At 66.1% G+C, this 13,891-nt stretch carries 15 protein-coding genes; 7 read left to right on the top strand and 8 right to left on the bottom strand.

Annotated features, from left to right (window positions below):
• Window positions 1-90: 90 nt before the first annotated feature.
• Together ACFR9U_RS02510 and ACFR9U_RS02505 are read left to right on the top strand one after the other, a co-directional pair.
• Window positions 91-1,494 (top strand): APC family permease, encoded by a 1,404-nt coding sequence (locus tag ACFR9U_RS02510; protein ID WP_247377019.1) that lies wholly within the window; start codon window positions 91-93, stop codon window positions 1,492-1,494.
• Between the two features lie 139 nt (window positions 1,495-1,633).
• Complete coding sequence (locus tag ACFR9U_RS02505) at window positions 1,634-2,353, top strand: DUF2270 domain-containing protein (RefSeq protein ID WP_247377021.1); 720 nt, start codon at window positions 1,634-1,636, stop codon at window positions 2,351-2,353.
• Between the two features lie 17 nt (window positions 2,354-2,370).
• Here ACFR9U_RS02505 and gdhB read toward each other — a convergent pair whose 3' ends face one another.
• Window positions 2,371-3,654 (bottom strand): glutamate dehydrogenase GdhB, encoded by a 1,284-nt coding sequence (gene gdhB, locus ACFR9U_RS02500; protein ID WP_247377023.1) that lies wholly within the window; start codon window positions 3,652-3,654, stop codon window positions 2,371-2,373.
• A 257-nt stretch (window positions 3,655-3,911) separates the two neighbouring features.
• Here gdhB and ACFR9U_RS02495 point away from each other — a divergent pair, with 257 nt between their 5' ends.
• A complete protein-coding gene (locus ACFR9U_RS02495) occupies window positions 3,912-4,988 on the top strand; it encodes an archaeosine biosynthesis radical SAM protein RaSEA (protein ID WP_247377026.1) in 1,077 nt (358 codons plus the stop codon).
• A 1-nt stretch (window position 4,989) separates the two neighbouring features.
• Here the strand turns inward: ACFR9U_RS02495 and ACFR9U_RS02490 are convergent, their stop codons facing one another.
• From ACFR9U_RS02490 to purS, 4 genes are all read right to left on the bottom strand, one after another.
• Complete coding sequence (locus tag ACFR9U_RS02490) at window positions 4,990-5,631, bottom strand: hypothetical protein (protein ID WP_247377028.1); 642 nt, start codon at window positions 5,629-5,631, stop codon at window positions 4,990-4,992.
• 71 nt (window positions 5,632-5,702) lie between these two features.
• The gene (locus ACFR9U_RS02485; protein ID WP_247377030.1) at window positions 5,703-6,005 is read right to left on the bottom strand and encodes a DUF7967 family protein; all 303 of its coding nucleotides are present in this window, start codon (window positions 6,003-6,005) and stop codon (window positions 5,703-5,705) included.
• Between the two features lie 90 nt (window positions 6,006-6,095).
• A complete protein-coding gene (gene purQ / locus ACFR9U_RS02480) occupies window positions 6,096-6,773 on the bottom strand; it encodes a phosphoribosylformylglycinamidine synthase I (protein WP_247377032.1) in 678 nt (225 codons plus the stop codon).
• Between the two features lie 79 nt (window positions 6,774-6,852).
• A complete protein-coding gene (gene purS, locus ACFR9U_RS02475; protein ID WP_247377034.1) occupies window positions 6,853-7,104 on the bottom strand; it encodes a phosphoribosylformylglycinamidine synthase subunit PurS in 252 nt (83 codons plus the stop codon).
• A 129-nt stretch (window positions 7,105-7,233) separates the two neighbouring features.
• Between purS and ACFR9U_RS02470 the strand changes: the two genes are divergently transcribed.
• Window positions 7,234-8,190 (top strand): ferritin family protein, encoded by a 957-nt coding sequence (locus ACFR9U_RS02470; protein ID WP_247377037.1) that lies wholly within the window; start codon window positions 7,234-7,236, stop codon window positions 8,188-8,190.
• Between the two features lie 9 nt (window positions 8,191-8,199).
• Here the strand turns inward: ACFR9U_RS02470 and ACFR9U_RS02465 are convergent, their stop codons facing one another.
• Window positions 8,200-8,895 (bottom strand): helix-turn-helix domain-containing protein, encoded by a 696-nt coding sequence (locus tag ACFR9U_RS02465; protein WP_379813697.1) that lies wholly within the window; start codon window positions 8,893-8,895, stop codon window positions 8,200-8,202.
• Window positions 8,896-9,038: 143 nt separating this feature from the next.
• Between ACFR9U_RS02465 and ACFR9U_RS02460 the strand changes: the two genes are divergently transcribed.
• Window positions 9,039-10,034 carry a formyltetrahydrofolate deformylase gene (locus tag ACFR9U_RS02460; protein WP_247377563.1) on the top strand — a complete coding sequence of 332 codons (996 nt, stop codon included), beginning with the start codon at window positions 9,039-9,041 and terminating at the stop codon, window positions 10,032-10,034.
• Between the two features lie 357 nt (window positions 10,035-10,391).
• On the top strand, window positions 10,392-10,733 hold the full coding sequence (locus ACFR9U_RS02455) for a hypothetical protein (protein WP_247377043.1): 342 nt from the start codon (window positions 10,392-10,394) through the stop codon (window positions 10,731-10,733).
• Between the two features lie 43 nt (window positions 10,734-10,776).
• On the opposite strand, the gene ACFR9U_RS02450 is transcribed toward ACFR9U_RS02455, so the two are convergent.
• The gene (locus ACFR9U_RS02450) at window positions 10,777-11,799 is read right to left on the bottom strand and encodes a phosphoribosylaminoimidazolesuccinocarboxamide synthase (protein WP_247377045.1); all 1,023 of its coding nucleotides are present in this window, start codon (window positions 11,797-11,799) and stop codon (window positions 10,777-10,779) included.
• Window positions 11,800-11,878: 79 nt separating this feature from the next.
• Window positions 11,879-12,670 carry a helix-turn-helix transcriptional regulator gene (locus ACFR9U_RS02445; protein WP_247377047.1) on the bottom strand — a complete coding sequence of 264 codons (792 nt, stop codon included), beginning with the start codon at window positions 12,668-12,670 and terminating at the stop codon, window positions 11,879-11,881.
• Between the two features lie 225 nt (window positions 12,671-12,895).
• On the opposite strand from ACFR9U_RS02445, the gene ACFR9U_RS02440 reads away from it, so the two are divergent.
• On the top strand, window positions 12,896-13,849 hold the full coding sequence (locus tag ACFR9U_RS02440) for an AEC family transporter (RefSeq protein ID WP_247377049.1): 954 nt from the start codon (window positions 12,896-12,898) through the stop codon (window positions 13,847-13,849).
• Window positions 13,850-13,891 lie beyond the last annotated feature (42 nt).

Here is a 13,891-nt window from a genome sequence, read left to right as displayed (position 1 = left end):
ACTATTGCGCCTACTGTTGGATTAAGTTCAAATAATAGCTTAATTCCTGAACTCAGTAAGATATATACATCTGTCTGAAAACGACTGCATATGGATGACACACAAACGGACGGAAAGTTCTCGCGCGTTCTCTCCAAGCGCGACGTGTTCGTATTGGCGTTCGGAGCCATGGTCGGGTGGGGATGGATCATCCAGTCGGGGTATTGGATCGACCAGGGTGGCGTCACCGGGTCGGTCCTGGCGTTCATCCTCGGTGCGTTCATGGTCGCCGTCGTCGGGCTGATCTACGGCGAGCTCGCCTCGGCGATGCCGTTCGTCGGCGGCGAACACGTCTACAGCATGCGTGCACTGGGACCGATCGGCTCGTTCATCTGTACCTGGTCGCTGATCTTGGGGTACGTCGGCGTCGTCGTCTTCGAGGTCGTCGCGTTCCCGTCGTCGCTCGCGTACGTCGTACCGGGGTTCAACGCGCTCCCGCTCTGGACGGTCGCCGGCCAGACCGTCTACGGGACGTGGGTTCTCGTCGGCGGCGTCGGCGCGATCGTCATGACGTACCTGAACTACAAGGGCGTCCAGCCGGCCGCGCAGTTCCAGACGATCCTGACGGTGGTCATCGGCCTCGCGGGCATCACGCTGGCCATCGGTGCGGTGGCCAACGGCCACTCGACGTCGACGCCGCCGTTCGCCGACTCCGGGATGGCTGGCGTGCTCACCGTCGCCATCATGACGCCGTTCATGTTCGTCGGGTTCGACGTCATCCCCCAGGCAGCCGGTGAAGCCGACGTCTCCGAACGGACGCTCGGCCTGTTGATCGTCGCGTCCGTGTCGGTCGCCGCGCTGTTCTACATCCTCGTCATCTGGGCCTCCGGGCGAGCGCTGCCGGGGTCAGTGCTGGTCGAGAGTCCGCTGCCCGCGGCCGCCGCCATGGAGGCGCTGTTCAGTAGCGCCGCTATCGGGAAGATCATGGCGCTGGCGGGCATCGCCGGCATCCTCACCAGCTGGAACTCCTTTTTGCTCGGCGGCAGCCGCGCCATCTACGCGCTGGCCGAGTCCGGCATGCTGCCGGAGACGCTCGCGACCGTCAACCCCGAGACCGACACCCCGTCGCGAGCGCTCGCGCTCATCGGCGGCCTGTCGGTGTTCGCGCCGCTGTTCGGCGAACAGATGCTCATCTGGATCGTCAACGCAGGCGGGCTGGGAATCGTCGTCGCGTGGGTGATGGTCGTCATCTCCTTCCTCGTCCTGCGCGTCCGCGAACCCGAGATGGACCGACCGCTGAAGCTCCCGGCCGGGAAGGCCGTCGGCGTCCTGGCGCTCGCGCTCACGCTCGGGTTCACCGGGATGTACCTGCCGGGCGCGCCCTCGGCGCTCCAGTGGCCCTTCGAGTGGGGCATCGTCCTCCTGTGGGTCCTGCTGGGCGTCGGCCTGGTGGTCCAGTCGCGCCTCTCCAGTGGTAGTTCGCACGTCGAGGCTCACACCTTCGACGGCGACTGACCACGTTCGGCGTCTGACGTTCTGCGACCGCTCGACCGATTCCGCTGCCGACCTGTTCTGTGCTATTCGTGTGGCGTGCGCGAGACGAGGGACGACGCTTATCGAGCGCTGGCCCCTTACGCTAGTGAGTGTCTCACGAATGAGCGAGTCAAACCGCGACGACATCGACCCGACCGCCCCGGAACAGCGGGAGATCGGCCGGGAGATGGTCGACGAGAACACGGGGCTCGGATCGGTGATGGCCCACTTCTACCGGGGCGAGATGTCGCGCGTCACGACGTGGCGCCAGCGGCTCGACGAGACGACCAAGTGGACGGTGACGTTGATGGCAGCTATCTTGACGTGGGCGTTCTCGAACACCGACAACCCACACTACATCCTCCTGATCGGGGTCGGTGCCGTCGCGACCTTCCTCGGCATCGAGGCGCGGCGGTACCAGCACTACGACGTGTATCGGACGCGGGTCCGGATGCTGCAGGAGAACCTGTTCGCGAACGCGCTCGACCCGACGCGCGAGGTCGAAGACCACGACTGGCGCGTCGCACTCAGCGAGGACTTCCGCACGCCGACGACGAAAATCTCGTTTCGCGAAGCGCTCTCGAACCGGCTCCGTCGCGTGTACCTCGCCTTGCTCTGCGTGTTGCTCGTCGCGTGGCTCTTCCGGATCACGGCGTTTACACCCGGCGAACAGACGTGGCTCGCCGCCGCCGGCATCGCCTACATTCCGGGCGTCGTCGTGGTCGGAGCGCTCTGCGTGTTCTACGGACTCATGATCGTCATCACGATCTGGCCGCGAAAACAGCACGCCAGAGGCGAACTCCACGAGGGCAATTCCGACGACTGGGACGACGTTCGATAACCGTTATTCGCGTGCGGTCACGGCCAGAGCCCGCGCGTGCTCTTGGCCTCGGCGACGCGTGAGAGCGCGACGATGTACGCCGCGTCGCGCCAGGTCACGTCCCGCGCCTCGTACTCGCGGCGGACGTCGGCCCACGCCGAGAGCATCTCCTCCTCCAGTTCCTCCCGCACGCGTTCGACCGTCCACTGACGGCGGTTGATGTCCTGGAGCCACTCGAAGTAGCTCACGGTGACGCCGCCGGCGTTCGCGATGATGTCCGGGATCACTGCCACGTCACGCTCGGCGAAGATGCGGTCGGCCGCCGTCGTCGTCGGTCCGTTGGCTCCCTCGACGACGATGTCGGCCTGCACGGCGTCGGCGTTGGCCTCGGTCAGTACGTTCCCGACCGCCGCCGGCACGAGGACGTCCACGTCGAGCTCCAGCAACTCGGCGTTCGTGACCTGTCGTGCTCCCTCCACGTCGGTCACGGCTCCCGGCTGTTCCTCGTGTGCGTTGATCTCCTCGGTCGCCAGTCCCTCGGGGTCGTAGACCCCGCCGTTCACGTCGCTGACCGCCACGACCGTCGCGCCCCACTCGTCGAGCAGGCGTGCCGCGTTGGCCCCGACGCTCCCGAAGCCCTGCACGGCGACGGTCACGTCGTCGAGGTCCATGTCGTAGTAGCTGGCCGCCTCGCGTGCGACGATGGCGACGCTCCGACCCGGCGCCTCCGCGCGGCCGTAGCTTCCGCCGATGAGCGGTGGCTTGCCCGTGACGACTCCGGGCACCGTCTCGCCTTCCTGCATGCTGTAGGCGTCCATGAACCAGGCCATCGTCTGGGCGTCCGTCCCCATGTCCGGCGCCGGGATGTCCTTGGTCGGCCCGACGAAGTCGCGCATCTCCTCGGCGAACCGGCGGGTGAGTCGCTCGCGCTCGTCCTCGCTCAGTTCCTTGGGGTCGGCGACGATGCCGCCCTTCGCACCGCCGAAGGGGAGGTCCATCACCGCGCACTTCCAGGTCATCCACATCGCCAGCCCGACGCACTCGTCTTCGGTCACGTCCGGATGGTAGCGGAGACCGCCCTTGTACGGGCCCCGCACGTCGTCGTGCTGTGCGCGATAGCCCGTGAACACCTCGACGGTCCCGTCGTCGCGCTCCAGCGGAATCGATCCGCTGAGCACCTTCGTGGGATGTTTCAAGCGCTCGATGACGCCCTCGTCGACGTCGACGTGTGCCGCCGCGCGCTCTAACTGGTGGCGTGCGGTTTCCAGCGCCGATTCCGGGTCTCTGTCCGTCGCTGTCTCCGTGTGTGCTGACTTTGCCATCTATCTCTCCTGTCCCGAGTGATCGACCACTCGGACGGCCCCTAGTTTAATTATATTGTATAAAGCCCTTTTGCATACAATAATGGAGTTTAAAATTGAACTGGGTTCGAATATGGGCCGGGGCGTCGACAGTGCTGGAACGAACGGATGCCAGAGATAGGGGACTGGGCTCTCGTGGTCTGGTGACCGGGGCTGGGTGTGTCCAGCCGGCAGCCGTGACGGTGAGCCTTTACCGTTCGGGCCGATAGCGAGGGGTAATGAGCAAGCCGAGCCCCGACGTCTACGAGCAGGGGAAGGGGATGGACGCCCACAACAAGGCGATGCGGGAGATCCGCTCCCGGAAGGACGAGACCTACGACCCGCGGGAACCCACGCGGGTCTGGATCGACGAGGACAACACGCCCGACGGCGTCTACCAGTCGCTGACCATCATCCTGAACACCGGCGGCTGCCGGTGGGCCCGCGCCGGGGGCTGCACGATGTGTGGCTACGTCGCCGAGTCAGTCGAGGGCGGGTCGGTCTCCCACGAAGACCTCATGGCACAGATCGACGTCTGTCTGGAGCACGAAGCCGAGAATGCGGAGGACCAGTCCGGCCTCATCAAGATATACACCTCCGGCTCGTTCCTCGACGAACGCGAGGTCCCCGCCGAAACTCGAAGGGCGATCGCTTCTGAGTTCGCCGACCGCGATCGCATCGTCGTCGAGTCGCTGCCGGACTTCGTCGAGCTGGAGAAGATCGAGGACTTCACCCAGCACGGCCTGGAGACCGACGTCGCGATCGGCCTCGAAACCGCGACGGACCGCGTCCGTCGGGACTGCGTCAACAAGTACTTCGAGTTCTCGGAGTTCGAGCGCGCGGCCGAACACGCCCAGGAGGCCGGTGGCGGCATCAAGGCGTATCTGCTGATGAAGCCCCCGTTCCTCTCGGAGCCGGAGGCCATCGCAGACATGAAACGCTCCGTGCGGCGGTGCGCCGACGTGGAGGCCTGCCACACGGTGTCGATGAACCCCACGAACGTCCAGCGCCACACGATGGTCGAAGACCTGTACCACGACGGGGGCTACCGACCGCCGTGGCTCTGGTCGGTCGCCGAGGTACTGGAGTCGACCGCCGACGTTGACGCCATCGTCGTCTCCGATCCCGTCGGCCACGGCAGCGACCGCGGCGCGCACAACTGCGGGGAGTGCGACGACAAAGTCCAGACGGCGATCAAGGACTTCGACCTCCGGCAGGACCCATCGGTGTTCGAGCAGGTGTCCTGCGAGTGTGAACTGACCTGGGACGTCGTCAGAGAACGAGAAACCGGGTACAATCAGCCGCTCGCGCGATAGATCACACGCCGCGCTCGGGACGTGACCCGCCGCCCGAGATGCGACCGAACAGGCCCTTCACTTTCGCTTTCAGTTCCCCGTCGTCGTAGCGGCGCGTGACGGCCCAGGTGAGAATCTGGACGACGACGCCGACGCCGAACAGGGCGTTCGCCCACGTCGGCGGCGTCGGGACCGAGAGGCTGGTCAGCGACGCGACGATGGCATCGGTCGCCAGTGCGGCCCACGTCAGGTACGCGCCCCAGGCGGCGCTGACGAACACCACGACGACTTTCTGGAGGAGCACCGCTACGACGGCCCCGATGACTGGCCCAGCCAGGATCACCGGATCGGCGAGGTTCGTGACGGGGGACATCGACGTGCCCGTCAGCGTCAGCGCAGCGCCGAGCCCGGTCGCCGCACCGGGGACGAGGAGCATGAGCACGTAGATCTTCTGTGCGATCACGAGCCCGACGAATCCCAGCAGGAGGATGCCGGCGACGGTCGGGATCGGCCCGACGCTCGCGGCGCTGGCCGCGAAGAAGCCGGCGCCGCCGCCAAGCAGGAATCCGAACAGTTTCAGTCCGGTTCGGTAGATGAACACGCCGCCGACGGTGAGCGCGAGTCCGACGAGCAACAGGACGGCAGTGAGTACGATGTTCGACACCAGTTGGTCACCACGTCAGATGTCGAACAGCCGATGGATAAGTGTGCTGGCAGCACGTGGCGCGGGCGGGTTCAGAGCGTCGCGTCGGGGTCGTGTTTCTCGGCCATCCGTTCGACCTCGTTCGCGTACCGCTCTCGCGTTTCCTCGTCGTCGACGGTGCCGAGGTTCGAATCCTCGACCGTTATCGAGACCGGCGTCGCCCGGTCGGGGCCGGTGAAACTCGGCAGCGCGCGCTCCTTCCGGAAGTCGCGCCGGCCGTCCGGCGTCGCGTACGTGAGAATGATCATGTTCTGCTCGTCGTCCCCGTAGGTGCGTTCGACCAGCCAGACCCGCTCGGTCTCACCCGTGTCGTCTGCGTCGTCGGTCGTCGCCATGCTAACAGTTAGGTGCTCAGGAGATTTCAGTCCTGGGTCGGTTCTCACACGACGAGACCGAACGAACGTATTTTGCCCCGTCTGAGGGTCTTACTCCGCGAAACCAGTCAGCACGCCCTGCCCGTCGGTCGGACCGATGTCCGGGAGCGCTGCACGCTCGGGGTGGGGCATCAGCACGGCCACGGAGTCGTGCTCACCGAGCACGCCCGCGACGTTGTGTTTCGAGCCGTTGGGATTGGCGTCGTCGTCGACGTTCCCCTCGGCGTCGCAGTACCGGAAGAGCACGCGGTCTTCGGCCTCCAGCTCGTCCAGCTTGTCGTCGCTGATCTCGAAGCGGCCCTCGCCGTGGGCGATGGGCAACTGGATGACTTCGCCTTCCTCGTAGGCGTCGGTCCAGGGCGTGTCCGCGTTCTCGACGCGGAGGTAGACGTGTTCACACTGGAAGCGCGCGCTCTCGTTGGTGGTGAACGCGCCGGGCGTGAGGTCCGACTCGGAGCCGATCTGGGCGCCGTTGCAGACGCCGAGGACGGGAACGCCCTCGTCGGCGGCCTCGCGCACCTCGTTCATGATCGGCGAGCGGGCGGCCATCGCGCCGGCCCGGAGGTAGTCCCCGTAGGAGAAGCCCCCGGGGAGCATGATGCCCGTGGTGTCCTCGGGCAGGCCGTCCTCGTGCCAGACGAGTTCCGCGTCGACGTCGAGTTCGGCGAGCGCGGCGACGGCGTCGCGGTCACAGTTCGACCCGCCGAAGCGGATGACGGCGACTGTCACGCGAGCCACCTCCTGGTGGCGAGGGTGACCAGGGAACGGGAGGTGAGCGTCCGTCGGACGCGAGCGGGAGCGAGTGAGGTCATCGTTCCTGAACTTCGACCTCGTAGTCGTGGATGGTCGGGTTCGCGAGCAGGCGTTCGGCCATCTCGTCGGCGCGCTCGGCGGCCGCGTCGGCGTCGGCGGCGTCCAGGTCGACCTCGAACTGGTCGGCAGAGCGCAGGTCCTCCAACTCGAAGCCCAGTCGTTCGAGGGCGCGCTGGGTCGTCTCGGCCTCGGGGTCGAGCACCCCGTGTTTCAGCCGAACCGTCACGGTCGCGGTATAGGCGGTCATTACCCGGAGTGCGGTCGCCCCGGACGAAAACGCTTGTGACTTGGGTGTGTCGGCCACCGCGACTGATACAAAAATCCACCTAGCAAGCTAGGCAGCAGTCGTATGCACATCCCTGTGGCACGTGGTAGTATGACACAGGTCGAGGACACGAGTCGCGACATGCGACTCGACCCGGACTCGTTCGCACAGGGCTACTTCGAGAACGCCGTCTACCGCCACTGGGACCCCTACGAGGACGTGTCCGAGGACCTGCTCGAACAGGACCGCGAGAACATGCTCGCGCAGGAGGACCAGGGTCAGGAGCACTTCGACGCCCTCCGCGGGACCATCGCGCTGTTCGGGGCCGGCGAAGAGGCCGTCACGGAGGACCTGATGCCGCTCGCGCTCGTGCTCGAGGACATCGACGACCAGATGTTCGTCTCCAGTCAGATCTACGAGGAGGCCAAACACACCCAGTTTTTCGACCGGTACTGGCGAAACGTCATCAACCCCGTTGCGGAGGAGCGCGGCTACGAGGTGGTCAACCCCACCGACCAGCGGTGGTTCCCCGAAGGGTACGTCGAACTGTTCGACCGGACCGAAGCCGCCATGGAGCGCCTGCTGACCGAGGACACGCCCGAGAACCGGGCGAAGGCGTACTGTCACTACCACCTCGTCGTCGAGAGCGTGCTGGCCCAGACCGGCTACTACGGGCTCACCTCCCGGTTCAAAGAGGAGAAGTCCGACATCTACGCCGACGACATCGAGACGGCGCATCTGCCGGGGCTGGTCAAGGGCGTCAACTTCGTCCGCTCCGACGAGGGCCGCCACGTCGGCTTCGGGATGCACAAAGTCCGCCACCTCATCCACGAGGAGGGCGTCGACGAGGCCGTCGTCCAGGACACGTTGCAGTCGTTGCTCCCGCTGATCTCCGAGACGGTGCAGGCCAATCAGGTCGAGGAGGCCGATCCCGTCCCGCTGGTCGAGTACGCCAGCGACAAACTCACGCGGCGCATCGACATCCTGACCGACGCGACGGCCGAAATCCCGGGCGTCGACGAACTGGTGAAACTCGAGAACGTCGACGACCCAGCGGCGAGCGACTGATCGCACCGCTCACCGGACCAGCGGCGTGAGGACTTTCGACTCGATCTTCTGGAGGTGTTCGGTGACCGTCCCCGGCGCGACGTCGAGCGCGTCCGCGATCTTCCGCTGGGTCGTTTCCCGCGGCACCTCGTAGTATCCCATCTCGACCGCCGTCGCGAGGATCTCTCGCTGGCGGTCGGTGAGCAGCGCCGCGACCTCGTCGAGGTTCGGCTGGTACTCGCCGGTCTCTTCGAGGCGCACGTCCACGGCGTCGGGCGCGTTCGAGACGACGCGCTGGAGCGTGCGGTCCTCGCCCAGCAGCGTCACGCGCAACTCTTCTCCCTTACCATGCTCAGCCTCGCCGAACTCGATCGGCGTGGAGATGAGCACTTCGTGCTCGCGCTCGACGGTGAGCAACTGCTGGACGACCTCCGTCGCCTCGGCGTGGATGTAGGCGTACCCCTCCTCGCGCCCGAACACCTCGCACTGGCGGATGTCGTCGCGCTCCTCCAGAATGGTCCGGGCGAGTTCGAGGTCGCCTCGCAACTGCGTGAGCATCAGGACGGTGCCGTCGCCCAGCAGCGTGATGTTCTGGATGCCTTCGTGGGTAATCGCCGGGTGGCTCGAGATCGTCCGTCCGACGCCGGTAAAGCCCGACTCGGCGACGACGGTGAACGTGGCGTAGCGCATCCTGCGTTCGTCGTCGCCTTCGCTGCTCTCACACAAAGGTCTACGGCGTGAGCGCTGCGGGTTCGATGCGGCGGGGTGTATTCGGTGGCAATGCGCGTGCTGGCGACAAAAAACAACTTTTTTCGCCGGCCCATGCTGAGTCGGTGACCAATGAGTACCCTCGCACGCGGGTGCCGGTGGTGGTCGCCGTGACGCGCAAGCACAAACTGACCGAAATCACCGTCGTCGGCGAGGACGACACCGGACTGATCGCGAACGTCACCAGCCTGCTGTTCGAGCGGGGCATCAACATCGAGGATCTGGATCAGGCCGTCCGGGAGGGCGTCTTCCGGATGACGATGCACGTCGACACCACGGAGATGGTCTGCACAGAGGAGAAACTCCGCGAGGACCTGACCGACCTCGGCGACGATCTGGGCGTCGACATTCAGGTCCGCTTCCCGGCCGACCGGGAGACACAGTCCATCGCCGTCCTCGTCACCAAGGAGTCCCACTGTCTCGAAGCGCTGTTCGAGGCCTGGGCCAACGGCGACCTGGGCGCGGACATCGGCGTCGTCATCGGCAACCACGACGACCTCCAGCCGCTGGCCGAGAAGTACGACGTCCCCTTCCACGACATCGGCGACGAGAAAGGGACGCCCGACGAGGACCACCTCCTCGAACTCCTCTCGGAGTACGAGGCAGACCTCGTCGTCCTCGCGCGCTACATGCGCATTCTCAGTCCCGACGTGGTCTTCCGCTACGAGAGCCGCATCATCAACGTCCATCCCTCCCTGCTGCCGGCGTTCCCCGGTGCCGAAGCGTACATGCAGGCCATCGAGGAGGGCGTCCGCATCGCCGGCGTGACCGCCCACTACGTCACGACCGACCTCGATCAGGGCCCCATCATCACCCAGCGGGCGTTCAACGTCCCGGACGACGCCACCGAGGAGGAACTCCAGCAGATGGGCCAGCCGCTGGAGGCCGAGGCCCTCATCGAAGCTATCGGACTCCACCTCGACGACGAGGTGTCCGTCCACCGCGGGCGCACGCGACTCCGCGACGACGTCAGCGAGGAGTCCGTCCAGCTCGGTGCGCCGGACGATCTCGACAGGGCCAATCCCGATCGGCCGATCGACGGGCTCGGCGAGGTCGTGGCGAATCAGGAGCCGGAAGAGACCGAAGCCGATGATTGACCGGCGAGGACGTCGGTCCGAGCCGCGATATCGGCTTCGTTGAAGCCGACGATTGACGCGAGGCCGACCGGATGGGAGGCCTCGGACTGTGCGAGCGGTGAGTGGAGCGAGCCGCGAGCAGGAGGACGCCGGTCCGAGCCGCGATGTCGGGTTCGCTGAAGCCGGCGGCTGAACCGGTGCTGTTCAGGGCGGCCGCTTCTCGACGGCCCGTCTCCCGTCGGTCACGTTCTCTACGTGTCCTCTGACGTTTCGACGCCAGTCACGGCCGTGGCTGGCACGGTTCTCCCGAGGTACTCAAGGACCTGCTACTGGTGGCTCATTAAGTTTATTACGGCCAGTACAGAAGTAAAATACAACATGCAAACGCGGAGCATAACTGAGGCGGGCGGTATCGTCCTCGTGGTCGCCGGGTTCGTCACGGCCGCGTACCTGACGCAGGACGTGACGTTCGGCTTCATCCTCCCGATCATACACGTGATGAACATCGCCGTGGGTATCACCGGGATGGGGCTGCTGGCGCTCATGAAGCCGCGGCTGGCACCCGTCGCCGGCGCCGTCGGCATCGGACTGGCCATCGACACCTTCGTGTTCATGTATCACGATCCGCTGTGGGCGCTGCCGGCCCTCGCCGGTGGCACCCTCTGCGTGGGCAGTCTCGTCTCCGGACGGGTGTCGGTCCCACAGCCCCAACAGCAGTAACACGAACGCCGCTCCGCGCTCGCAAAAATCGACTGCGCTCTTCCTACTTCAGTTCTCGGACGCTCTCGACGGCCTCGGACAGCGTCGGTGCCTCGAACAGGTCGCGGCCGATGTAGGCGTTGGTTCCCGCGGTGTAGAGGTCGCGAGCGGCGTCGACGACGTGGTCCGGGAGCGGTTCCGGATCCTGCTCACAGAGGGACTTCCAGTCGGCGAGGTCTTCGGCTTTGGCCTCCGATTTGGCCTCGCTGACGGCCTCGACCCACTCGGGTTGGGTCCGCTTGTGGTACTGGCGGATGACCTCCTTCGAGACCTCCTGGCCGTCGAACGAGAAGCGGTTCTCGTCGAACGTCCCGACGACGTCGGCGACGTACACCTGTCCGTCGTGATAGAAGCACTCGATCTTGCCGTCCTCGTGGACCAGGCCGCACTCTCGGGCACGTTCGGTGACGAGTTCGTTGACGGCCAGCGCCGTCTCTTCCAGGTCGTCGATGGCGACGGGACCTGCGATCTCGTCTGCTTCCGCTCGACTGAGGTAGCGGTCGGACTCTTCCAGTTTCGTCGAGAACTCGACGACCGGCTCCGGGAGGTCGACGACCTCTTCGGGCCACTCGTCGTAGTCGAGGTCGAACTCCGCGGGGTCGGCGCGGGAGCGGAGACTCGATCCGACGGGCACGGTGTTGCGGAAGACGATCTCCAGGGGGATCAGGTGGTTGTCGCCGGCGTCGGCGTAGTAACTCTCGTAGTCGTAGTCGCGGCCGTCGTGGGGTAGGTCGGGGACCTGGGTCAGCTGGATGGCCATCTCGCGGGGCGGATCGAGCACTTCCTCGAGGGGGACGATCTCGCCGTTGGAGACGACGCCCTCGTAGTGGGTCGGGACGCCGGCGGCTTCGAGCAACTCGAAGTTGAACGCGCCCATCGTACAGAGGCTCGCGCCCTTGTTCGGGATGGCGTCGGGCATCTTCCCCCAGTCGAACACGGAGTAGTCGTCCGTGAACACGAACGCACCGCGACCCAACTCGGTGGCGGTCGCGTCCTCCTCGATCCGGAACTCCTTGACGCTCGTCATCTCGTCTCCCCCGGCTGTCCGCCGAGACGCTGACTGCTGGTCATTGTCTCGTGGTTCGCCCCTCACCACTAAGACGTTTTCATCCGATTTCGGCGCTGTCGATCGGTGTCGCTCGCTCCCAGTAGCGCTCGTGGACGTCCGCTGCCCAGGCCCTGACGCGCTCGTCGTCGGTGTCGATCGAGGCGCGGACGAGGCCCTCCTCGTCACGCAACAGCAGGTGCGTCCGGTCGTCGGTGACCTCCATCGCTAACGGGACCTCCTCGCTGGCCACCCGGATCGACGCTCCCGCCGCGTCGTTGATCTCGCGGAGTCGCTGGCTCAGCTCTGGCGTCTCCACGATCGCGTCGATCGCGTCGGCGCTGAACACGCCCTTCGCGGTGAGCGTCCCGTCGGTGACCCGCTCGCTCAGCAGGTCGAGCTTGTGCCTGTTGAACGAGTGTGAGAGGAGCAGCGCGGTGTCGGCCTCTTCCAGCAGTTCGACCATTCGCTGGATCGGGGCGTTCGGTCGCGTCCCGCTCGGGGTGGTGATCGTCGCGTCGCTGAACGCCTGGAGGCTCACGTCCATCGCCTCGGTCGGGAGCCAGGGGATCACGTCGCGGAGCCGCGTCTCCGTCTCGAGGCGGTCCTGGAGGTCGGTGATGCCGGCTTCGACGAGTTCGCCGGTCGCGGTCGCGCGGTAGCGCTCCCCGTCGTAGGCGATCCAGTGTCGCTCGGCGAGATCTCTGAGGACGCGCCCGATCGTCGGCTGTGACGCGTCGACGGCGTCGCCGAGTTCCCGGCGCGTGTACGCGTCGTCGGTCAGCGCCTGTAACACCTCGATCCGATAGGGCGACCCGGCGAGAAACTCGATCTCCGCGAGCGAATCGCTCATAGGGTCGGGTACTCGGTCACCGACATAGAGGGCTTCGAACCGCGAAACGGTTTCAGGCGCTGAAAGTCCACGCGCCGCTGACGACGTTTCCGCGACTGAATGGGTTTCTGAAATGATACTCGTGGGTCGAGCGCCGAGGAGGCGTATGCACCTCGCAGTGACACGCACGATCGACGCCAGACTTCGACAGCGACCAGTGCGACCCTCGTGCGGGGGTGAGTCACCGTGTCGTTGACGGCCGCGTTCACCAACGCCGTGTTGCCGATCCTCGCCGTCGCCGTGGTGGGCTATCTGCTGGCGCTGACCACCGACGTCGAGGTCGGACCGCTGAACACGGCCGGGCTGTACGTGCTCGTGCCGGCGCTGGCCTTCCACAGCATCGTGACGACCGACCTCGGTGGCGGCGCGGTGGTCAAGCTGAGCGTCGGCGTGGTCGGCTACGCCGTGCTCATGATCGCCATCGCCTGGGCAGTCGGCCGACTCACCGGCGAGTCCGGGCCGCTCCTGGGCGCACTCATGCTCGCCGCGGCGTTCCCGAACTCGGGGTTCGTCGGTATCCCCCTCTCCGAGTTCGCGTTCGGGGACACCGGCCGCACGACCGCCGTCCTCTATCTCACCGTCCAGAACCTCGTGGTCTACACGCTGGGCGTCTACATCGCCTCTCGGGGAACCAGTCGCAGCGCGGTCGGGGCGGTGACGGAGATCTTCCGACTCCCGCTGCTGTACGCGGTGGTCGCCGGCGTCGTGGTGCGTGCACTCGGCGTCGCGCCGGCCCCCGAGACCGCCGTCATGGAGACGATCGGCCTGGTCGGCGACGCGTCGATCCCCGTGATGTTGCTCATCCTCGGCATTCAACTGGCCGAGACGGACGTGACGGCGGTCTCCCGCTCGGTCACACCATCGGTGCTGAAGCTCGTCGTCGCCCCGTTCGTCGGGATCGGACTCGCACTCGCGCTTGGGTTTGCCGATCCGACGGTCGCGAAGGTGTTCGTCCTCGAGTCCGCGACCCCGGCAGCCGTGATCCCGCTGGCCCTGACCATCGAGTACGCCGACACCGTCACCCACGACGGCATCTCCGCGCCTGAGTACCTGAGCACCGCGATCTTCACGACCACGGTCGCCAGCGTCGGCGTCCTCACGGTGCTCGTGGCCGCGCTCCAGGCGGGCGTCCTCTTCTGACTGCCGGAGCGTTAGACCTGCCGCCGCGAGACTCGTACGCTG

Origin of the sequence: Halorientalis brevis, assembly GCF_042678165.1 — an archaeon.
GTDB lineage: Archaea > Halobacteriota > Halobacteria > Halobacteriales > Haloarculaceae > Halorientalis > Halorientalis brevis.
Note: the sequence above shows the minus strand (reverse complement) of the source record. Positions and strands in the feature narration are given on the sequence as shown.

Excerpts from the sequence above, each read along its gene's own strand:
- ACFR9U_RS02495 (WP_247377026.1), top strand. The coding sequence starts at position 3,912 with ATGAGCAAGCCGAGCCCCGACGTCTACGAGCAGGGGAAGGGGATGGAC.
- purS (WP_247377034.1), bottom strand. The coding sequence starts at position 7,104 with ATGACCGCCTATACCGCGACCGTGACGGTTCGGCTGAAACACGGGGTG.
- ACFR9U_RS02450 (WP_247377045.1), bottom strand. The coding sequence starts at position 11,799 with ATGACGAGCGTCAAGGAGTTCCGGATCGAGGAGGACGCGACCGCCACC.
- ACFR9U_RS02455 (WP_247377043.1), top strand. The coding sequence starts at position 10,392 with ATGCAAACGCGGAGCATAACTGAGGCGGGCGGTATCGTCCTCGTGGTC.
- ACFR9U_RS02470 (WP_247377037.1), top strand. The coding sequence starts at position 7,234 with ATGACACAGGTCGAGGACACGAGTCGCGACATGCGACTCGACCCGGAC.
- ACFR9U_RS02445 (WP_247377047.1), bottom strand. The coding sequence starts at position 12,670 with ATGAGCGATTCGCTCGCGGAGATCGAGTTTCTCGCCGGGTCGCCCTAT.
- ACFR9U_RS02485 (WP_247377030.1), bottom strand. The coding sequence starts at position 6,005 with ATGGCGACGACCGACGACGCAGACGACACGGGTGAGACCGAGCGGGTC.
- gdhB (WP_247377023.1), bottom strand. The coding sequence starts at position 3,654 with ATGGCAAAGTCAGCACACACGGAGACAGCGACGGACAGAGACCCGGAA.
- ACFR9U_RS02505 (WP_247377021.1), top strand. The coding sequence starts at position 1,634 with ATGAGCGAGTCAAACCGCGACGACATCGACCCGACCGCCCCGGAACAG.
- ACFR9U_RS02510 (WP_247377019.1), top strand. The coding sequence starts at position 91 with ATGGATGACACACAAACGGACGGAAAGTTCTCGCGCGTTCTCTCCAAG.